Raw genomic sequence first — 20,423 nt, 5'->3', positions numbered from 1 at the left:
ACTTTATTTTATCAGATTTTTGTCTATCTCTCTTTTCTTTTTTCTTAATTTTGTCCAATATCTATTGTAGCACTACAAAAAAAATATTGCCGGCAAGCCATGGGCTATTGAAAAATCCTGATGGATATGTTATAATAATGCTTATGAGTATTTTTTAAGAGGGTTTTATTATGCAGGGTTGTAAAAAGGTTGTTTCCATTCAGGATATATCAGGTCTTGGCCGGTGTTCGCTAACAGTTGTGATACCTGTGCTTTCCGCTATGGGTATTCAGGTGTGTCCTGTGCCTACGGCTGTGCTTTCGGCACACACGGGCTACAGCGAGTTTGTTATGAGAGATCTTACAGACTTTATGAAGCCTGCATTGGAACACTATAAAAAAATGGATATGAAATTTGACTGTGTGTACAGCGGGTTTCTAGCTTCAAGCGAGCAGATAGACCACTGCCTTGAGTTTTTCGAGGCTTTTCCTGATGCCCTGAAGGTCGTAGACCCTGTTATGGGTGACGGCGGAAAGGCATATAAGACCTACACAAAGGAGCTTTGCAGCCGTATGGTCGAGCTTGTAAAGGTGGCGGATATAATCACGCCTAACCTCACAGAGGCGGCTATACTTCTTGGCGAGGAATATCCTACGGCTTCAATGCGCAGCTCTGAGATAAAATCATGGCTTGTAAGGCTTTCAAAGCAGGGCGCAAAGATCGTTGTTATCACAAGCGTAAATCTTGCAGACGGCGGAATGTCAACTGTAGGCTATGATAAAGAAAATAACAGCTTTTGGAAAATAAAGAATGATTATGTTCCTGCACACTATTCAGGAACGGGAGATATGTTCACAAGTGTTCTTATTGGAGGACTTCTCAAGGGTGACAGCCTGCCTATCGCAATGAACAGAGCCACAGCGTTCACAGAGCTTACTGTCAAGACTACATACAGCTACCAGACCCCATGGACAGACGGTCTTATGCTGGAGGGTCAGCTTCCTTGGCTCACAAGCTATCAGGAGCTTAGGGACTATACGAATTTGTGATATTTGGAAGTGTTACCGAAGATGAACAGACTTAATATCGTGCTTGTAGAGCCGCAGATACCGCAGAACACAGGAAATATTTCAAGGACTTGTGCAGTGACAGGTGCTGCACTGCATCTTGTGAGGCCTTACGGCTTTGAGATAAGCGACAAAAAGCTAAAGCGTGCAGGACTTGATTACTGGGATAAGCTGGAGATACATGAGTATGACGACCTTGACGACTTTTTCTCCAAAAACAGTGGTGAGTTTTACTTTTTTACCACAAAGGGCAGAATGGTACACTCAGATGTGGATTATCCGCAGGATAGGGAAGTGTATATAATTTTCGGCAGGGAGGACAAGGGTCTGCCTGAAAAACTGCTTTATGAAAATCCCCAAAGCTGTGTGAGGATACCAATGAGGAAAACGCTCAGAAGCCTTAATCTTTCAAACTCAGTGGCGATAGCCTGCTATGAGGTGTTAAGACAGTGGAATTATCCCGACCTTGGCAGAGAGGGCAAGCTGACGCAATATACATGGGACGAATAAAATAAATAAAAAAACGGAGGGTGAATTTATGGCAAAAATAAAATTTCTTACCGACTCAGCGAGCGATATCACTGAGGAGCTTGAAAAGAAGCTGGATATCCAGATAATGAATTTCAAGGTGGCAATGGGTGATGACAGCTACACATCAAGGATAGATTTCGACAACGAGAAATTCTACAAAATGCTTGACGATTTTGACGGCATACCTGTTACATCGCAGATAACAGCCTTTGAATATCAGGAAACTTTTGAGAAGCTCTACAGCGAGGGCTATACTGATGTTATAAACACTACCATAAACTCAAAAGGCTCGGCAACATACAACAACGCTGTTATGGCGGCAGAGGAGTTTTATTCCGCTCACCCTGAGGCAAAGGGCAAGTTCACTATATACAATATAGACGGCGAGAGCTACTCAGGAGCGTATGGTTATGCAGTAGTTCAGGGCGCAATGAAAGCCACAAAGGACGTTCCTGCGGCTGATATCGTGGCATTTATGGAGGACTGGATAAAGAACTGCGTTATTTTCTTTGCACCATATACACTCAAATATGCAAAGAAGTCAGGAAGGATTCCGTCTGCGGCTGCTTTTGTGGGCGAGGTAATGGGTCTTAGACCTATCATGAGGATACATGACCATGCTATCGTTACAGAAACAAAGGTAAGAGGCGACAAGGCTATTGTGCCAAAGATACTTGACCTGACTGTAAAGGAAATGATACCGCAGACACCTTACTGCATCGTTTACGGCAATGACGAGAGCGTCAGGGACGAAATGGCACAGGCTATGACGAAGAAGGTGGGCTATCCACCTGTGGAGTGTTTCCAAATAGGTGCGGCAATTGCAATAAACGCAGGTCCAAAGGTGACGGGCGTTATCTTTAAGGCACAGAACAAGTAAATTTGATATGGATATAAAAAGACGGACGTTTCGCTTTGAAACGCCCGTTTTTTGTCAGCTCATGTTGTTATTTGTTTTTGCGTGATTTTCTGCCTGCAACTACAAGTCCGCTTCCTGTGATAAGGATAGTAAAGAGGATACCGCCAAGGTCATTGCCTGTGTTAGGGTTTGTGCTTCCTGCGTTGTTCTTGGCAGGGGTCTTGCTGTCTGTATTTGAGTTGCTGTTTGTGCTTGTGCCACTGTTATTTGAACTTGTGTCTTTGCTGTCTGAGTTTGTATCGCTGCTGTCAGAGCTTGTATCATTTGCCTTTGGCGTCATAGTAAGGTCAGTGATGACCCACAAGGTGCCGTCAGAGCCGTCGCTCGTATCATTTTCATAGCGTTTATAATTTACAAATTCGCCGTTTATCTTAAGCTTAGTGTCTGGTCCGAATATGTAAGAGTTATTTTCACTCTCAACAAAGCCAACAGCCGTCACATACACACCATAATAGTAAGTCTTTCCGGCTTCAAAAGCGGTGATCTTGTTTTCATAAATTTCGCTTCCCCACTCTGGCTCTGTAGAGATCAGACCGGTCTTGCTGTCAAGCTCCCACCACGCAGCTCGGAGCGCATAGTTTGCGCCGTCTGGCACATTGCCTGTAAACACGGGTTTGTCGCCGTTCTTGAAGCTGACGGTGGCATCGTTGATCTCCACCACGTCAATGACTTTCACGGTGGACGGCGTCATGGTCAATACATTGCTGAACCAAATGGTTTCACCGCTATCATCCACATCGATCTGATCGGGTGTCAGGGTGATTTCTTCGCCGTTGATATAGAGCTTCGTGTTCTGATCGAAGCGGTAGCCCTCTTCCATGCCCAAATCGGAAATCTTGAAATATACGCCATAGGTATAGCTTTTGTCGGCTTCAAATTCCGTAATGAGCTTACCGTTATAGCGTTCATTCCAGTAGTCGCTGGAGGTAATGCCATAACCGCTGCCGTCATTGGCGTCCCACCGCTGATGATCGGTGTCAACGATAGGGTCAATGACACCGGTGCTGAAAAGCGGTTTATCTCCGGCATTAAAGTTGATAATGGCATCAAGTCGGATTTCTTCAACAGCCTGACCGGGTCGCAGCTCTGTTCCATATTGAATGAGGCAGGTCTTCCCATCATCCATCACCATTACCCACGCGCTAGACGGCAGGCTTGCTCCATTCAGTGTAACATTTTCATTTTTCAAATTGCGATCGAAGGTATAGCCGTCCTTTGCCTGAAGTTTCACGGAATATATATACCTTCCGCCCTTTTCAAAGGTATTGAATCGAACATCGTCGTCCGAATAAACGCTTTCATCAGAATACCAGTAGCCAACCGTGTGCATGGTGTCGTCGGCGTTCTTTTCCTGTTTTTCCCAGCGTTCAAAGAGAATATCATATTTATCCTGATTAGTGCCAGTTCGCTTGGCCGATGCCTGCGGGGCATTGCCCGGCTGATAATCGAGCTTCACGTTTTCGATATCGATCATGTTAATACTGCTTAAAGTTGCCGCAGGCGTCCAATGTGCTTTTAGAGTAATATTCCCAGTGATCTTGGCATCAAAGGTATACTTTGCATCATTTAGATACCACCCAGCAAAATCATAGCCGTTCCTCTTCGGTTCATTTGGCTCGATCGCAGAAGTATTCAATACCTTTTGCTCTGACACTGCACTTCCGCCGTCTGAATCAAAAGTCACTGTGAACTCATCAAAAGACCATGGAAATACACCACAGTTCTCGATCGTACCTCCAGAAATGACAACGATCGCCGTATTGTTTTTGCCATATACTGCATTGCCGAGACCTCCCAAGTCTACCTTGCAGTCCTTAATTGTGCCGCCGGTCATGGTGAAGCTGCCATTTTCGTATATGTTCACTGCACCGCCGTTATTGTATGCAGAGCAATTTTCGATCGTTCCGCCGTTCATCACGAAGAAGCTGCCCTTCTTGACAAATACAGCACCGCCGTCGTCCTCCGCTCTACAGTTGCTGATCGTACCGTCGTTCATTGTAAATGTGCAGCCCATGCCTATATCTACAGCAGCGCCGTCATCACCTGCTTTGCAATCCTTAATAGTACCGCCGTTCATAACGAACTTGCCGTACTTGACCGGAGTTTCCGTTACACCAGTGTTGGATACATCCACTGCGCCGCCGTCTCCGTCGGCATCTGTGCAATTTACGATACTGCCGCTCTCTAGAGTAAGCGTTCCGCCCTTGACTTCAAATCCGCAGTTCTTGTTCTGCCCATCGATCTTGCCATTGGTGCCGCTGTCCTTTACTGTTAGGTTTCCGCTGCTGCGCACCCGAATTATATCCTCATCTGTCGAGCTGCAGCTCAGGGTATATCCGTTGAGATCAAGAGTAACAGTGCGCTCCACATCTAGTTCCCAGGTGGTCTCAATGTTTCCGCCCAACTTGATCTCTGCAAATTCCGTATTTTCCAATGCCGACTTCAGTTCCGTTTCATTACTGACTGTAGAATTTTCAGCAAATGTCAACATAGACATTTGTGGTGCTGCCAAACATAGGGTAAGGATAAAAGCGGTTATTCTCCCTTGCAGTGATCGTTTTTTCATAATATACATCTCCTTTTGATATTATATTTTTTTCTCATGTTCGCTACTATCCTATAAGCACACCTCCATTACATTGTATTTTCCCTACTGTGATATCCTTTATCACATTATAACAAATCTATGAATAAATTTGTGATTTATTTCATAATAGTCATATGCCAATTCTGAAATTATATATCGTGGGGGACTTCCTTTTTTGATAAATATGATATATAATTAACGTAATACCATATGACAGCGGGAGGAATCGTTAAAATGAAGTTTTGCGAACAGCTTGGTAAGTATATAGAACAGCTTTCCTGCACGGCAAAGGAGCTTTGTGAGTTGTCAGGGATATCTCCCTCAACATTTAGCAGATACAGAAGCGGAGAGAGAATACCTGAGATAGACACTGTGGCGTTTGACGGGCTTTGCAACGCTCTTGAGGCTGTGGCAAGGGAAAAAGGCTATGGCGATATGACAAGGGAGAACATAAAAAGAGCCTTTCTTGACTGTGAAGATATCATACCTGCCGACAGAGAGTCTATGCGGCAAAATTTCAATACCCTTATCTCAGCCCTTGATATAAACATCAAGCGTATGTGCAAGGAGATAAATTATGATGTTTCCACCGTTTTCCGTATACGGAACGGTACTAGAAAGCCTGCCGACCCTGAACGCTTTGTCGCCGCAATAGCAGGCTTTACTGCAAGGGAGCTTAGAACTCCCACAGAGATATCAGCGGTCGCACAGCTTGTGGGCTGTAATGAAAGTGATATAGAGGATGTGTCACAGCGTTATGAAGTGATATGCAAATGGCTGTTCAGCGATCATGCCAGACAGAGCAGAGAGATAAAAAGCGGTGGAATTGAAAAGTTTCTTGATAAGCTTGATGAGTTTGACCTGAACGAATACATAAAGGCGATACGTTTTGATGAAATGAAAGTACCGGCATTGCCTTTTCAGCTTCCTGTGTCAAAAAGTTATTTTGGCATCAAGGAAATGATGGAAAGTGAGCTTGATTTTCTGAAAGCCACAGTCTTGTCACGTTCTAATGAGCCTGTGATAATGTACAGTGATATGCCTATGAAGGAAATGGCTGATGATCCCGAATTTCCGAAGAAGTGGATGTTCGGTATGGCTCTGATGCTTAAAAAGGGTCTGCACCTTTGTCAGATACATAATCTTGACCGCTCCTTAGATGATATGATGCTTGGCCTTGAAAGCTGGATACCGATGTATATGACGGGGCAGATAGCGCCTTACTATTTGAAAAACGTACAGAATAATGCTTTTTTGCATTTGCTGAAGGTATCAGGTGCGGCGGCTCTTTCAGGGGAAGCCGTGGCAGGCTTTCACAGCGATGGCAGATATTATCTGACCAAGTCCAAAAAGGAGCTTGGATATTATCGTAAACGTGCCAATGATCTGCTTTCAAACGCCTGCCCGCTTATGGAGATATACCGAAGTGACAGGGAAAAAGATTTCAGCGATTTTCTCACTGCCGACTCTTACAGACGTGGCGGGCGCAGGAGTATTTTATCTGCTCTGCCTGTTTATACTATGGATAATGACCTGCTCAATAGTATACTTGACAGAAACGGCATTGACGACCGCTGGGGCAGAGATATAAAAGCTTATGTCAGCGAGCGTAAAAAGCGAGTTGAGAGCATACTGGAAACCATGACCATAGAAGATGAGATATGCTGTCTTTCCCGAGAGGAATTTGAAACACGTCCACATGCCCTTGACCTGTCGGGTGTATTCTGTGACAGTGATGTTCTTTACAGCTATGATGATTATTCTGCACATTTAAAAAGCACAGAACGCTATGCACAGACACATGAAAACTATAGCCTTAAATATGCTAAGCGGCAGACCTTCTGCAATTTGCAAATACTGATCCATGTAGGTCAGTGGGCGATGATATCAAAGGGAAACGCGCCTGCTATACATTTTGTTATACGACACCCGAAGCTTCTCAGCGCCTTAGAGAATTTCATTCCGCCTGTTATAGAAGATCAATAAAATGCAGGATCATACTATCCCCTTGGTGTTCCTGACGAAAAAACGGACGCTTCCGATGGAAACGTCCGTTTTTATAGCCAAAAGAAATATATTCGGTTATTATTCTTCGTCCTTTGCGGCAAATCTGTTGAAGATAAATGCAAATATCGCAAAAATAACATATCCTGCGGCAATGACAGTAAGAATGTTCTTTGTCATTTCAACGCCTGTTGACGGATTTACTTTTGAGCTGTCAGCCTGCGATGAGGCCTCGTCAACTATCTGCTGTATCTTTTCTGTTGCCTGTGATCCTGTAAGCTCCTGCGAACTGTCGTCCTCGCTTACTGTAGTAACAGCCGCACCGACATCTGCAGGCTGTCTGGCTGCTGTTGTGGTGGTGCTTTCAGGCTGTGTGTTTTCGTCAGCCTTTGGCTCTGTGCTTGCTGTTGTAGTAGTTGTGGTCGTTGTATCGTCAGCAGGCTTTGGTTCTGCCGCTGTGACCTTTGTAACGGCTGATGTGTTAACTGCTTCCTTGACAGGCGTTACTTCCACGGAAGCTATCTGAAAATCTGCATTTGCCTTTAAGTAATAAAGCTGTACGAAAACCTCGTCGCTTGTTCTTGAAGGGTCAAGATCTGAGTATATCCACTGTGCTTCCTCGCCACCTGTGAGCTTCGTACTCTGTGCAGACCAGCTTCCGTCTACCAACGCACCGACTGCACCGCTTGCGTTGCCTGATGACTTTACGTTGACCTTTACATTGTAATGCTGTGAATAGTCTGTTATGTAGTCAGAAAGCTTGAAACCGAACTGAAGGGAAGTTTCGCTGTTGAAGTCAGCGTCACCCTGCTTGTGTGTGAAAAGCGGTTCGGACTCAGGCTGTGCAGATGTTGTGGTTGTGGTGGTTTCAACAGGCTTTGTTGTAGTTGTTGTAACTTTCTCAGACTTAGCCGTAGTTGTGGTAGTCGCTTCGGACTTGGTCGTAGTCTTTGCTGTAGTCGTCGTTGTAGTTGTGGTCGACTTTGATGTAGTTGTAGTAGCTTCAGCCTTAGATGAAGCAGTCGTAGTGGTCGTGGCAGGAGTTGTTGTGATCTCCTCCCCTGCACTGACAGTGAGCGGTGAACCCGCTGTAGGTGCTGAGTATGAAACTGACTTGTATCCACCGTCAGCTTCCGCCACCATCGTTTCAACCTCTACCCAATAGTTTATCTTGCCTGTTACGCCGTCCTTTACCTTGAAAGTCGCAAGGGCAAGGTCTGTTCTGTCCTTTATGTTAGAACCTGTAAGGTTTGCACCGACTATTTTTATAGTGCCTGATGAAGCAACATAGTTGGTTATAACAGAGAATTTGCTTCCCACATTGTATGTACTCTCGCTCTCCTCATCGGTCGGCACATATACTGTTACCTTTGACGGGTCATAATGCAGGTCTATAGTGAAGCCTGCAACGCCTGTTTTATCAGGCTCAAGGCTCGCTTTTACGTTTATGCTGTCGCCTGCCTTTGCAAAGTTCTTGTCGCTTGTGAGCTTTATCTCGTTTCCGCCTGATGCACTAGCCACCGTGGAAACAATGCTCGTGAGCATAAGAAACGCTGTTGCCACCGACAGCGCCACCTTGTTTATTTTCAGTTTTTTCATTTGATACCTCCGTTGCAAAATCGTGTTTTTCTGTCAGTATTTTGCTCTTGATTAATTTTGTTTACTATTGTTTTGTCTTTAATTTGTAATATTTCATTATAAAATATTACAAGTTCTGTTACCTTTGTCGTAATAGGATTATATCACAATATAAAGTAACACGTCAATAGTCAAAACAGCGAAAATAAGCATATTTTTTTGGATATATTTATAATGAGAGCTTTTGCGTCACAATATGTATGTACCGATCAACAGCAAAGCCACTAAATAGGCTGTAATAAATCTGTAACTTTTAAGTGAAACCTGCATTTTGCTAAATGTAAATTTTTTATGAATCAAAAAGACTGTTGACAAAGCCCTGAGAAATGTACTATAATGAGGGTGAAGTTTTGTACTTGATACAGAAAAATGTACAAACCAATGTGTGTAAAAATAAGGACTTATACATAGGCGTGCCTTGTTGCGGTATTGCCTATATCTTCTGAGGTGAATGAGTTGATAAAAAAGATGATTTCATATATCCTGTCATTTGCTATTGCAGCGTCAATGGCGGCTTCATGTTTGACAGCTTCAGCGGCAAATATGACGGGAAGCTGTACGGCAGACGTTCTGAACGTTCGCAGCGGTGCAGGCACAGGCTATTCTAAAACAGGCACAGTAAGCTATGGCGACAGCCTGACTATACTTTCCGAAACCACCGACTCAAGCGGTGCGAAATGGTATAAGATATCATGCGGCAATTTGACGGGCTATGTTTCGGCGGCATATGTTCAGCTAACATCAAGCGGTTCACAGGGCAGTTCTGACGCTGATTTTGAGAGGTATATGACAAAGCAGGGCTTTCCTGAAAGCTATAAGCCATATCTGCGAACGCTCCATGAACAGCACCCAAAGTGGATATTTACCGCTCAGAAGCTTGGCGTGGATTGGAACACTGCGTTAAAGGAAGAATGTGTTGTGGGCAGAAACCTTGTCCACTCGTCGGCACTGGCTTCATGGAAGTCAATGGAAAAGGGTGCATATGATTTTAACGGCGGTTATTGGTATGGGCTTGACGGCTCGTGGGTGGCGGCTTCAAAAGAGATAATAATGTATTATATGGATCCGAGAAATTTTCTCAACGATACATACATTTTCATGTTTGAAAATCAGTCATATGATCCCTCGTATCAGACGGAAAGCGGTGTAAAAACTATTCTTGCAGACACTTTTATGAGCCGAAGCTACACTTGTCCTGACACAAAGAAAAAGTATACATATTCGCAGACCTTTATGGACGCTGCAAAGAAATCGGGCGTTTCACCTTATCACCTTGCGTCAAGATGCAGGAACGAGCAGGGCGTAAATGGTGCGCCGCAATCCCTTGGTACTGTGAAAGGCTATGAGAATTATTTCAACTTCTTTGACATTCAGGCTTATGCGACCTCTACCATGACAGCCGCAGAAATGGGCTGCAAATATGCAAAGACTACTAATCCGACCTATCTTCTTCCTTGGACAAATCAGTACAAGTCCATAGTGGGCGGCTCGATATTCTTAGGCACAGGCTACATAACAAAGGGTCAGGATACCCTTTATCTGCAAAAATTTGATATGGTAGACGGCGGAAACGGGCTTTATTACCACCAGTATATGACCTGCGTTTTCGGTCAGGCGAATGAAGCAATAAGCCTAAAAAACGCCTATTCTCAGGATATTTTGAACAGTGCAATGGAGTTCAAGATACCTGTTTACAACAATATGCCTGATAAACTTTGCCCAAAGCCTACAAGCAGTGGAGATAACAACAATTATCTTAAATCTCTCAGCGTTTCAGGCACAAGCATTTCACCAAAATTCGATAAGTTCACCGCAAGCTATACTGCCAAAGTCAATGCGGAGGTTTCTTCTGTTACTGTTAATGCAAATCCGCTGGGCAAAAGCGCAAAGGTGTCTGGAAAGGGCAAGGTAAGCCTTAAAACCGGCGAAAACACTGTCAAGGTCACCTGCACAGCGGCAAGCGGAGTGAAACGGACATACACCATAAAAATAACAAGAAAAGCCGCTTCACAGACTCTGCAGCAGGGAGATGTGAATGGTGACAAGTATCTGACAGTTGTGGACGCTTTGCTCATGCTGCGTTACAATGCAGGCAAGACGCAGCTTGATCCCGCTCAGCTAAAGCGTGCGGATATGAACGGTGATGGAAAGGTCGATGTTATTGACGCTCTTACGCTGCTGAAAAAGATAAGTCAGAGTTAAAAAATGCAAAAAAACAGGAGCGTTACCACCATGGTACGCTCCTGCATGAGGGCTATTTCATCATCATTGAAATGCCGTCCATTACGTCACCGATAGCTCTGATAGCACGTCCTGTGCGGCTTTTGAGCATTTTCTTTTCGCTTGATGTCGCCTCTGTGACTGCATAAGCCACTGTTCCTGCGGCTATCGCCATTGAAACGCCTGTTATCATTGACTTCATCTTCATTGCTGTTTCCTCCTTTTTTCTTTGTAATATTATTTTTCGCAGTAAGAGAACAGCTATGCCATGCAAATGAAGTCAAGAGGACTGACGGTATTTTCCCGTGAATGTTCGTATTTTGTGATGTTGTGAAGGATATTTCAGTTGATGTGTAGTGCTATTGTACAAAATGTGATTAAAATTTTTGCAATTTATATGTAAAAGTAAAAGAGATATGTTCCTATCTCAAACGTTTAGTATAAATATTATTCATAGATATATAATAAATATGTATTTGCATTAACATCAAAATAGTGGTATAATAAATGGGTATAAAAAATAAAGGATCTTGGTAAACTCTGAGATCTGATAGTAAGGAGTAATATTAAATGGGTATGACAATGACTCAGAAAATTCTGGCAGCCCACGCAGGTCTTGACGAAGTCAAGGCAGGTCAGCTTATAATGGCGAACCTTGACCTGGTTCTCGGCAACGACGTTACGTCCCCTGTGGCTATCAACGAGTTCAATAAAGCGGGCTTTACAGATGTTTTCGATAAGAATAAGGTCACAATGGTCATGGATCACTTTGCACCTAACAAGGATATCAAATCCGCTACACAGTGCAAGACCTGCCGTGATTTTGCTTCAAAGTATGACATAAAGAATTATTTCGACGTTGGCGATATGGGCATTGAACACGCTCTGCTTCCTGAAAAAGGACTTGTCGCTCCGGGCGACTGCGTTATCGGTGCTGACTCACATACTTGTACATATGGTGCACTTGGCGCATTCTCAACAGGTATCGGCTCAACAGATATGTGCGCAGGCATGGCAAAGGGAAAGACTTGGTTCAAAGTCCCTGCCGCTATCAAGTTCAATATCGTAGGCAAGCTTCCAAAGTATAGTGCCGCTAAGGACGTTATACTTCATATAATAGGCATGATAGGCGTTGACGGCGCACTTTACAAGTCTATGGAATTTTCAGGCGAGGGTCTGAAAAACCTTTCCATGGAGGACAGGCTTTGCATGGCTAACATGGCTATCGAAGCAGGTGCTAAGAACGGCATATTTGCAGTTGACGATGTTACACTTGATTACATCAAGGATAAGGTAGACAGAGAGTATAAGATATACAAGGCTGATGATGACGCTGAGTATGAGGCTGAATACACTATTGACCTCAGCCAGATAAAGCCTACAGTCGCTTTTCCGCATCTGCCTGAGAACGCAAGAACATTTGACGATATCCCGGAGGTCAAGATAGATCAGGTTGTTATCGGCTCATGTACGAACGGCAGGATAGAGGATCTGAGATGTGCCGCTGAGATACTTGACGGCAAAAAGGTGGCAAAGAACGTTAGATGTATCGTTATCCCTGCCACACAGAAGGTATATATGCAGGCCATGAAAGAGGGTCTGCTGGAGATATTCATAAATGCAGGCTGTGCGGTTTCTACACCTACCTGCGGTCCATGTCTTGGCGGACATATGGGTATTCTTGCAAAGGGCGAAAGAGCCGTTGCAACAACAAACAGAAATTTCGTGGGACGTATGGGTCACCCAGAATCAGAGGTTTATCTGGCTTCACCTTACGTTGCCGCCGCTTCAGCTGTGACAGGCAAGATCTCACAGCCGTCGGAAGTTATGTGATATTCGGGGAGAAAATCAGCTGACAGATCTTGCGTTGGGGGAATAATTGATATGCGGCATGACCGCATATACGACTTGGGAGCGAGAACAGATGAAAAATTATCTTAGGGAAATATTCTCCGATATACTTCTTAGTATTGTTACAAAGAAGTACGGAACTTCACTAAATGACTATCAGCGTGAGGAGAAGGCTGACGAGATCATTCAGGAACTCCATGACAAAAATACATTTACCGTGGAAATGACGCAGGCTCTTATTGACAAGAAGGGCTTCAATACCTTTTATACCTCCAATATCGGGGGTACACCTGTGTATGCTCTCGTTAAAGAGGGAATGTTCCACAAGGTAAAGATCTGCTATTTTATTACAAGAAACAAGGATACTATAGACGGCCCGTATCTTGAAAAGATATATGAAGAGCTTAGAAAACAGGCGATAGGAGAAAATATATTCCATTCGTCAGAGTTCAAGCAGGGCTGATAAAGTTTGACGAAAGGGGTTTTCATAATGAAAGCTTGCGGAAAAGTACATAAATACGGGGATAACGTAGACACAGACGTTATTATCCCTGCAAGATACCTCAACACACCTGATATGCAGGAGCTTGCACAGCATTGCATGGAGGATATTGACGTTGACTTTGCAAAGAACGTTCAGAAGGGCGATATAATGGTAGCAAAGAGCAATTTCGGCTGCGGTTCATCAAGAGAGCATGCGCCTGCTGCTATCAAGGCGAGCGGGATATCCTGCGTTATAGCAAAGACATTCGCAAGAATATTCTACAGAAACGCTATAAATATCGGACTTCCTATCATCGAGTGCGAGGAAGCTGCTGAGAAGATAGATAACGGTGACGAGGTGGAGATAGATTTCGACAGTGGCGTTATTACAAACAAGACCAAGAATGAGACCTATCAGGGTCAGTCGTTCCCTGAGTTTCTTATCAATATCATCAACAGCAATGGTCTTCTTAACTCACTTAAATAAGATATTTTGAAGCTTTAAGGGGGATCTCTCAAAAGGGGTCGCCCTTGAACTGTTTCTATGAAGGGGTGAAGCTATGAAAGCTAAAAAGCTATTTGCGGCACTTGCAGCAGGGGGAATGCTGGTGTGCAGCGCAGGCTGCTCGAAAAAAGAGGAGAGCAGTAATAAATTTGAATACAGCAGCAAGGATTTTCTGCCTTTTATGGTAATGGTGGACGGCAGCAAGATAGACCTGACCCTAAGCTCTGCAGAGATAAACAGAAAGCTTGGCGGCAGTTTTGCAAGGGGAACTGCTTCAAACAGCAGTATAGTGCTTGTGGAAAAGAACGAAAAGACCGATAAAAAAGGCGTTACAACAAAGACCTTTGCCTGCAATAAGCCTGAGATAAATGGTGCTGGATTTTCCACTTTCAACGGACTTTGGGCGAATATAGACGAAGCAAGCATAGACAGCACTGTTTCACCCAACAGCATAAAGGTCAAAGGCTCTGACGGTTTGTCTTACTACTGGTCATATTATATGGATGGCGAGGAGATAGACTATAGTCAGGTGAACTTTGACGGCACTGATACGGCGGACAGTTATATGCAGTATCAGCTCAAAGGCATGGCTGCTGACGATTATTGCAAAAAGAAGCTTATTGACGGCGAGTGTTCGGTCTATACAGGCATTTTGTTCATGACAGCCGAAAAGCAGAGCTATTCCTGCGAGATAAGCGTTTCGACTTTAAATTCTGAGGAGGAAAAATAACATGGAAAAGAAAATAACAGTTATAAAGGGCGACGGGATAGGTCCTGAAATAGTAACAGAAGCACAGAAGGTCCTCGACAAGGTTGCTGAAAAGTTCGGTCATAAGTTTGTTTATACTGATATCCTTATGGGCGGCTGTTCTATAGATAAATATGGCGTTCCGCTTACAGACGAGGCTGTCGAGATAGCAAAGAACTCAGACGCAGTTCTGCTTGGCTCTATCGGCGGAAATACTTCCACTTCACCATGGTATAAGCTTGCTCCGAACCTCAGGCCTGAAGCCGGACTCCTGAAAATAAGAAAAGAGCTTGGTCTGTTCGCTAACCTGCGTCCTGCAAATCTTTATCCTGAGCTTAGAGAAGCTTGCCCCCTTAAGGACGATATAATCGGCGACGGCTTCGACATGATGATAATGAGAGAGCTTACAGGCGGTCTGTATTTTGGTGCGAGAAAGACAGAGAACGTTGACGGCGTTGAAACTGCCGTTGATACTCTTACATATAACGAGAACGAGATAAGAAGAATTGCTATCCGTGGCTTTGACATCGCCATGAAGAGAAGAAAGAAAGTTACAAGCGTTGATAAGGCTAACGTTCTTGATTCTTCAAGACTTTGGAGAAAGGTAGTAAACGAGGTAGCTAAGGATTATCCTGAGGTCGAGCTTGAGCATATGCTCGTTGACAACTGCGCAATGCAGCTTGTAAGAGATCCTAAGCAGTTTGACGTTATCCTTACAGAGAATATGTTCGGTGATATCCTTTCTGACGAGGCTGCAATGATATCAGGCTCACTTGGTATGCTGGCTTCCGCTTCACTGAACGACACAAAGTTCGGTATGTATGAGCCTAGCCACGGCTCTGCACCTGATATCGCAGGACAGGATAAGGCTAATCCTATCGCTACTATACTTTCAGCTTCAATGCTTCTGAGATTTTCTTTCGATATGGATAAGGAAGCAGACGCTATCGACAATGCTGTCAAGAAAGTCCTTGAAGCAGGCTACAGAACAGGGGATATCATGTCAGAGGACATGAAGCTCGTTGGCTGTAAGGAAATGGGCAGTCTTGTTGCAGATATGATATAACAGCACGATACCAGTTTTCAGACGGTGATAATAAATGTATTATTATATTTACGGAATAACAGACAAGGGAAATTACCGTGAACAGAATGAGGACTGCATTTTAATAGACCACGAGGTCATCAACAGCGGCAGCTATGAATCAACTGTCGCTGCTCCTTTTATTGCAGCCGTTTGCGACGGCGTTGGTGGAGAAAATGCAGGAGAGGTCGCCTCGGAGCTTTGTTTAAGGCATCTTTCCATTCTTGAATATAATTCAGGGGTGGATATGAAAAGAACGCTTATCGATGTTCACAACAAAATAAAAAAGCAGGGCGTAAGGGCTGAAAACGCTGCAAATATGCAGACCACCCTGTGTTGCCTTGCAGTGGACGAGGAAAGCAGAGCAATGTGCATAAACGTTGGCGACAGCAGAATGTACCGCTATGTGAACGGCACTATCAGACAGATATCTGTTGACCAATCCTATGCACGATATATGTATGAGCATGGCAGGATAGAAGATGTGTCAGAGCTTGAGCCACAGTATCAGAATGCCATAATATCTTCTATCGGCAGCACTCTCAATGAACCTGATGTGGCACAAACACCGTTGGTGGCTGATTTTGGCAAAGAACCTGACGATATGATAATCATAGTGTCAGACGGCGTGTCGGATTACGTTTCTGAGGAAGAAATGGTGGTGGGCCTTGGTCTTGACCTTTCTGTTTCTGAAAAGCTAGGCGCTATAATGGAGCTTGCCCTCACAAACGGCGGAACTGACAATGTTTCCGTTGTGGGCATAAAACCTTATCTTGACGATCATGAGCTTAAAACGCTCACAGCAAAAAAGGCTGTGGAAAAGACAGTGAGCGTGCAGGATATGCTTGAAAGTAAGAAGCCTGAAAAGGCGGAAGCTGTAGAGGAAAAGAAGCCTGACGAGCAGGCAAAGCTTTTCTCTGATACGGTGGACGAGCTTATGAGCCAAATGAATGAAAGTATTGACTTTTTAAAGCAGATATAGTATAATCATATATTGATATATTTTTATGATCTTAGATGTATTTTGTAATTTGGAGGAAATAAAAAATGTTGAAAGAGTTACGTGGCTCAGACGTTATAATTGAATGTTTGCTGGAGCAGGGCGTCGATACAGTGTTCGGCTATCCGGGCGGAGCAGTTCTAAACATATATGACTCGCTGTATAAATATTCAGATAAGATACACCATGTTATCACCGCCCATGAGCAGGCTGCCTGCCATGCGGCTGACGGATATTCAAGAACAACAGGCAGAACTGGCGTTGTTATCGCAACTTCAGGTCCGGGTGCTACGAACCTTGTAACAGGTATCGCCACAGCTTATATGGATTCTATCCCTATGGTGGCTATCACAGGAAACGTAACAAGAGATCTGCTTGGTCTTGACTCTTTTCAGGAGGTAGATATCTGCGGGATAACAATGCCTATCACAAAGCATAACTACATTGTGAAAGACCCTGCGGAGCTTGCTGACATTATCAGAGAAGCTTTCTATATTGCAAACGAGGGCAGAAAGGGTCCTGTTCTTATAGATATACCAAAGGATATCACAGGCGCACTTATGGTCTATGAGAAGAAAGAGCCTAAGAAGGTAGTAAATCATAATCCTAAGGGCATAAACGAGGAGATAGCTGCTGCGGCAGAGCTTATAAAGAATGCTGAGAAGCCTTTTATCTACGCAGGCGGCGGAGTTGTTTCTGCTGACGCAACAGAAGAAATGGCTGAGTTCGCAAGAAAAGTGGACGCACCTGTTTCATTGTCACTTATGGGTCAGTGCGCACTTGACAATACTAAGGACTGCTATATCGGTATGCTTGGTATGCACGGCACAAAGACAGCCGCTATGACGCTCAGCGAATGTGACCTTATGATAGTTCTTGGTTCGAGATTTTCCGACAGAGTTCTTTGCAACGCTAAGACATTTGCAAAGGATAAGAAGATCATACATATTGATATAGACCCTGCCGAGATAGGCAAGAATATCGACGTTTACAGCCATGTTACTGGAGACGTTAAGTATATCCTTGCAAAGCTTTGCGAGCTGCTTCCTGATATGGAGCACGAGGCTTGGATGAATACTGTTATGGATTGGAAAAAGCAGTATGCACTGAGAATGGTGCCTATCGAGAGCGAGGACGAGGTACTTCCGCAGGACGTTATCGAGGAGCTTGACAGACTTACAGACGGCAAGGCTATCATCGCCACAGAAGTCGGTCAGCATCAGATGTGGGCTGCACAGTATTATAACTTCAAGTGTCCAAGAAGCTTTGCTTCAAGCGGCGGACTTGGTACAATGGGCTACGGCTTTGGCGCAGGAATGGGCGCAAAGGTGGGCAACCCTGACAGAACAGTCGTAAACATCGCAGGCGACGGAAGCTTCTTCATGAACTGCAACGAGCTTTCTTCACTTGCAAAGCATAAGATACCGCTTGTTGAGCTTGTTTTCGAGAACGACGTTCTCGGAATGGTAAGACAGTGGCAAAGACTTTTCTACGGCAAGAGATTTTCTCAGACTAACATTGAAAGAGGAACAGACCTTATGAAGCTTGCCGACGCATTTGGCGTTGAGGGCGTAAGGATAACAAAGAAGTCCGAGATAAAGCCAATGCTTGAAAAGGCGCTCAAATGCGGTAAGCCTTGCCTTGTGGACGTTATCATCAACAAGGATATAAACGTTCTTCCAATGGTACCTGCCGGCGCAGACGTTTCACAGCCGATAATGAATATCGAACTTGATTAAGAGATCTAATTATAGGGGGTAATAAAATGGTAAAATATCCAAATGCCGCAAGCGGTATCAAAAAGGTGTTTCTGGCAAAGATCATAGGTGTTATTGGAGTTCCGCTTGCTTTTATACCTGGGATAGGCACACTTCTTGTGATGACTTGTACCATAGCCGCAACTATTTTCAACGTATGGGGAATACTTGAAGCTTCAAAAGACCATAATGGTTATCAGACAGCTCTTGTTTTCACATTGGCTGATCTTATCTTTTCAATAGTTGACACATTTATCGACAATACTGCGATATCAAGTGTTTTGAGTTTTGCTGGCAATGTAATGAACATAGCGGTGCTTTACTATATCTGCAAATCAACAGGCGATCTGCTCAGGGACATGAAGAATTACGGACTTGCAAATAAGGGCGACCATGTGTGGAATGTAAACAAGACCTGCCTTATTGTCATGGCAGTGTGCCTTGTTGTGGCGTTTATCCCGATACTGAACATTCTCGCCGCATTTACAACATTGGTGGTGCTTGTTGTAACTATCTATGCGTCTGTGGTATATCTGATCTATCTCTATCAGAGCGGACAGTATCTCAGCCTTAACACAAATTTCTAAGCGATTTGAGAGCTGTACGGCAAAGGCTGTACAGCTCGTTTTTGTAAGGAGAAACTAATGAAATTTACAAAAAAATTCAAAGAAAATGCAGCCCTTGTGGTTCTTGGCGTAGTGCTTTTTTGGGGATTGACCAACTATGACAAGTTTTTTAGACTTCTGGGCGTAATGATCGGGGTCTTGAAGCCTGTTATATTGGGCTGTATAATCGCATTTATCCTGAATGTGCCAATGTCAGGCATTGAAAAAAGGCTTTTTAAGAAGCCTAAAAAAGAGAAATATGCTAAAACTGTGGAAACGCTGAAAAGACCATGCTCGATAGTGCTGACCTTTCTGCTTTGTCTAGGCGTTGTGGCACTTGTGTGCTGGCTTATTATCCCTGCACTCATAAAGACTTTCTCTCAGCTTTCAGACGATATCCCTGTGCTTATTTCAAATATTTCCAACAAGCTCAACAATTCCCCTGAGATAGCAGGGTGGCTTGACAGAATGAATATAAGCACTGCTGATATTATCGATAAGGTTACAAGCTGGCTTAAAGACGGCGTTGTGATCTTGAACACACTCAGTTCAACAGTAAGCTTTGTGACAGATCTTTTCTCAGGTCTTGTGAACTTCTTCTTGGGAATTTGCTTTGCGGTCTATATGCTTGCCGCAAAAGAGCGGCTCAAAGACCTGTGCAAGCGCATAAGCTGTGCTTTTCTCAGCAATCGTATCACCGACCGCATAAGCCGTATATGCCGTCGCTCTATCGACACTTTTGCGAACTTTCTTGTGGGTCAGACCACGGAAGCCCTTATCCTCGGCTCCCTTTGCGGTATTGGTATGGCTATCTTCCGTTTCCCGAATGCGGTGCTTATTGCCATACTCGTTGCCTGCACTGCACTTATCCCTATTGTGGGAGCTTTTCTTGGCTATGTGGTGGGCTTCCTGCTTATATGCGTGACGGATTTCAAGCAGGCTGTGCTGTTTTTGTTGTTCATGTTCATTATTCAGGCTATTGAGGGCAATCTTATCTATCCAAAGGTGGTAGGAAACTCGGTTGGTCTGCCGTCACTATGGACACTTTTCGCTATCACCATAGGCGGAAACCTCTTTGGCATATTCGGAATGTTCATTGCTGTTCCTGTGTTCTCTGTTATATACTGCACTTTTGGAGAGGTAGTCAACTACAGAAATGAAAAGAGAGCTGTCAAGGTGGAGGATATATCATAATAAAATAGTCCGTACAAAAAAGTTTGCACAATTTCGTGCAAACTTGAGCTTATTGACAACATCCTAAATAAGCGGGACGTCGAGGGCGCCGTCCCCTACAATTAATGTAAATACGTTGTTATATGTAGGGGCGACCTCAGGTCGCCCATTTATTATAGTTTTTCGACACAAAAAAAAGGCGCTGTAAAAAAAAGCGCAACAAAGCCCGTGGATTTCCTCGATATGGAAGCCCACGGGTTTTAATATATCAC

General features: G+C 44.1%; 18 protein-coding genes. 14 read left to right on the top strand and 4 right to left on the bottom strand.

Going from position 1 to position 20,423, the window contains the following annotated elements; translation table 11 throughout:
- The first annotated feature begins 170 nt into the window (after positions 1–170).
- The 3 genes from AB5123_RS11935 to AB5123_RS11925 are packed head-to-tail and all read left to right on the top strand — an operon-like array spanning position 171 to position 2,457.
- Positions 171–1,028, top strand: a complete 858-nt coding sequence (locus AB5123_RS11935; protein ID WP_038670828.1) for a pyridoxamine kinase — start codon at positions 171–173, stop codon at positions 1,026–1,028.
- A gap of 21 nt (positions 1,029–1,049) precedes the next feature.
- A complete protein-coding gene (locus AB5123_RS11930; protein ID WP_022288474.1) occupies positions 1,050–1,556 on the top strand; it encodes a tRNA (cytidine(34)-2'-O)-methyltransferase in 507 nt (168 codons plus the stop codon).
- A 28-nt stretch (positions 1,557–1,584) separates the two neighbouring features.
- Positions 1,585–2,457: a DegV family protein gene (locus AB5123_RS11925; RefSeq protein ID WP_022288473.1), complete on the top strand. Its 873-nt coding sequence runs from the start codon at positions 1,585–1,587 to the stop codon at positions 2,455–2,457.
- Between the two features lie 67 nt (positions 2,458–2,524).
- On the opposite strand, the gene AB5123_RS11920 is transcribed toward AB5123_RS11925, so the two are convergent.
- On the bottom strand, positions 2,525–5,062 hold the full coding sequence (locus AB5123_RS11920; protein ID WP_337812322.1) for an InlB B-repeat-containing protein: 2,538 nt from the start codon (positions 5,060–5,062) through the stop codon (positions 2,525–2,527).
- A 255-nt stretch (positions 5,063–5,317) separates the two neighbouring features.
- Here AB5123_RS11920 and AB5123_RS11915 point away from each other — a divergent pair, with 255 nt between their 5' ends.
- Entirely contained in the window at positions 5,318–7,069 is a 1,752-nt protein-coding gene (locus AB5123_RS11915; RefSeq protein WP_278945992.1) for a helix-turn-helix transcriptional regulator, read from the top strand.
- 99 nt (positions 7,070–7,168) lie between these two features.
- Here the strand turns inward: AB5123_RS11915 and AB5123_RS11910 are convergent, their stop codons facing one another.
- Positions 7,169–8,686, bottom strand: a complete 1,518-nt coding sequence (locus AB5123_RS11910) for a hypothetical protein (protein WP_368364861.1) — start codon at positions 8,684–8,686, stop codon at positions 7,169–7,171.
- Between the two features lie 495 nt (positions 8,687–9,181).
- Between AB5123_RS11910 and AB5123_RS11905 the strand changes: the two genes are divergently transcribed.
- Complete coding sequence (locus AB5123_RS11905; RefSeq protein WP_242989247.1) at positions 9,182–10,927, top strand: SH3 domain-containing protein; 1,746 nt, start codon at positions 9,182–9,184, stop codon at positions 10,925–10,927.
- Between the two features lie 52 nt (positions 10,928–10,979).
- Here the strand turns inward: AB5123_RS11905 and AB5123_RS11900 are convergent, their stop codons facing one another.
- A complete protein-coding gene (locus AB5123_RS11900) occupies positions 10,980–11,153 on the bottom strand; it encodes a hypothetical protein (RefSeq protein ID WP_022288469.1) in 174 nt (57 codons plus the stop codon).
- A 362-nt stretch (positions 11,154–11,515) separates the two neighbouring features.
- Between AB5123_RS11900 and leuC the strand changes: the two genes are divergently transcribed.
- From leuC to AB5123_RS11855, 9 genes are all read left to right on the top strand, one after another.
- Positions 11,516–12,778: a 3-isopropylmalate dehydratase large subunit gene (gene leuC / locus AB5123_RS11895; RefSeq protein ID WP_038670838.1), complete on the top strand. Its 1,263-nt coding sequence runs from the start codon at positions 11,516–11,518 to the stop codon at positions 12,776–12,778.
- Between the two features lie 91 nt (positions 12,779–12,869).
- Entirely contained in the window at positions 12,870–13,259 is a 390-nt protein-coding gene (locus AB5123_RS11890) for a hypothetical protein (RefSeq protein WP_022288467.1), read from the top strand.
- Positions 13,260–13,286: 27 nt separating this feature from the next.
- Entirely contained in the window at positions 13,287–13,766 is a 480-nt protein-coding gene (leuD, locus tag AB5123_RS11885) for a 3-isopropylmalate dehydratase small subunit (RefSeq protein ID WP_022288466.1), read from the top strand.
- Positions 13,767–13,839: 73 nt separating this feature from the next.
- Positions 13,840–14,514 carry a hypothetical protein gene (locus AB5123_RS11880; RefSeq protein ID WP_337812320.1) on the top strand — a complete coding sequence of 225 codons (675 nt, stop codon included), beginning with the start codon at positions 13,840–13,842 and terminating at the stop codon, positions 14,512–14,514.
- Position 14,515: 1 nt separating this feature from the next.
- A complete protein-coding gene (gene leuB / locus AB5123_RS11875) occupies positions 14,516–15,598 on the top strand; it encodes a 3-isopropylmalate dehydrogenase (RefSeq protein ID WP_038670842.1) in 1,083 nt (360 codons plus the stop codon).
- Between the two features lie 34 nt (positions 15,599–15,632).
- Complete coding sequence (locus tag AB5123_RS11870; protein WP_038670844.1) at positions 15,633–16,598, top strand: PP2C family serine/threonine-protein phosphatase; 966 nt, start codon at positions 15,633–15,635, stop codon at positions 16,596–16,598.
- A 65-nt stretch (positions 16,599–16,663) separates the two neighbouring features.
- Complete coding sequence (ilvB, locus tag AB5123_RS11865) at positions 16,664–18,355, top strand: biosynthetic-type acetolactate synthase large subunit (RefSeq protein ID WP_329963329.1); 1,692 nt, start codon at positions 16,664–16,666, stop codon at positions 18,353–18,355.
- A 26-nt stretch (positions 18,356–18,381) separates the two neighbouring features.
- A complete protein-coding gene (locus AB5123_RS11860) occupies positions 18,382–18,960 on the top strand; it encodes a hypothetical protein (RefSeq protein WP_368364860.1) in 579 nt (192 codons plus the stop codon).
- Positions 18,961–19,017: 57 nt separating this feature from the next.
- Complete coding sequence (locus AB5123_RS11855; protein WP_368364859.1) at positions 19,018–20,172, top strand: AI-2E family transporter; 1,155 nt, start codon at positions 19,018–19,020, stop codon at positions 20,170–20,172.
- A gap of 63 nt (positions 20,173–20,235) precedes the next feature.
- On the opposite strand, the gene AB5123_RS11850 is transcribed toward AB5123_RS11855, so the two are convergent.
- Positions 20,236–20,423 (bottom strand): hypothetical protein (locus AB5123_RS11850; RefSeq protein ID WP_278961945.1); only part of this gene is annotated, 188 nt, incomplete at its 5' end.

Source organism: Ruminococcus sp. RTP21204st1_B2_RTP21204_210225, assembly GCF_040914135.1.
Taxonomy (GTDB): domain Bacteria; phylum Bacillota; class Clostridia; order Oscillospirales; family Ruminococcaceae; genus Hominimerdicola; species Hominimerdicola aceti.
Note: the sequence above shows the minus strand (reverse complement) of the source record. Positions and strands in the feature narration are given on the sequence as shown.

Coding starts and splice junctions, on each gene's coding strand:
- AB5123_RS11935 (WP_038670828.1), top strand. CDS start 171: ATGCAGGGTTGTAAAAAGGTTGTTTCCATTCAGGATATATCAGGTCTT.
- AB5123_RS11930 (WP_022288474.1), top strand. CDS start 1,050: ATGAACAGACTTAATATCGTGCTTGTAGAGCCGCAGATACCGCAGAAC.
- AB5123_RS11925 (WP_022288473.1), top strand. CDS start 1,585: ATGGCAAAAATAAAATTTCTTACCGACTCAGCGAGCGATATCACTGAG.
- AB5123_RS11920 (WP_337812322.1), bottom strand. CDS start 5,062: ATGAAAAAACGATCACTGCAAGGGAGAATAACCGCTTTTATCCTTACC.
- AB5123_RS11915 (WP_278945992.1), top strand. CDS start 5,318: ATGAAGTTTTGCGAACAGCTTGGTAAGTATATAGAACAGCTTTCCTGC.
- AB5123_RS11910 (WP_368364861.1), bottom strand. CDS start 8,686: ATGAAAAAACTGAAAATAAACAAGGTGGCGCTGTCGGTGGCAACAGCG.
- AB5123_RS11900 (WP_022288469.1), bottom strand. CDS start 11,153: ATGAAGATGAAGTCAATGATAACAGGCGTTTCAATGGCGATAGCCGCA.
- leuC (WP_038670838.1), top strand. CDS start 11,516: ATGGGTATGACAATGACTCAGAAAATTCTGGCAGCCCACGCAGGTCTT.
- AB5123_RS11890 (WP_022288467.1), top strand. CDS start 12,870: ATGAAAAATTATCTTAGGGAAATATTCTCCGATATACTTCTTAGTATT.
- leuD (WP_022288466.1), top strand. CDS start 13,287: ATGAAAGCTTGCGGAAAAGTACATAAATACGGGGATAACGTAGACACA.
- AB5123_RS11880 (WP_337812320.1), top strand. CDS start 13,840: ATGAAAGCTAAAAAGCTATTTGCGGCACTTGCAGCAGGGGGAATGCTG.
- leuB (WP_038670842.1), top strand. CDS start 14,516: ATGGAAAAGAAAATAACAGTTATAAAGGGCGACGGGATAGGTCCTGAA.
- AB5123_RS11870 (WP_038670844.1), top strand. CDS start 15,633: ATGTATTATTATATTTACGGAATAACAGACAAGGGAAATTACCGTGAA.
- ilvB (WP_329963329.1), top strand. CDS start 16,664: ATGTTGAAAGAGTTACGTGGCTCAGACGTTATAATTGAATGTTTGCTG.
- AB5123_RS11860 (WP_368364860.1), top strand. CDS start 18,382: ATGGTAAAATATCCAAATGCCGCAAGCGGTATCAAAAAGGTGTTTCTG.
- AB5123_RS11855 (WP_368364859.1), top strand. CDS start 19,018: ATGAAATTTACAAAAAAATTCAAAGAAAATGCAGCCCTTGTGGTTCTT.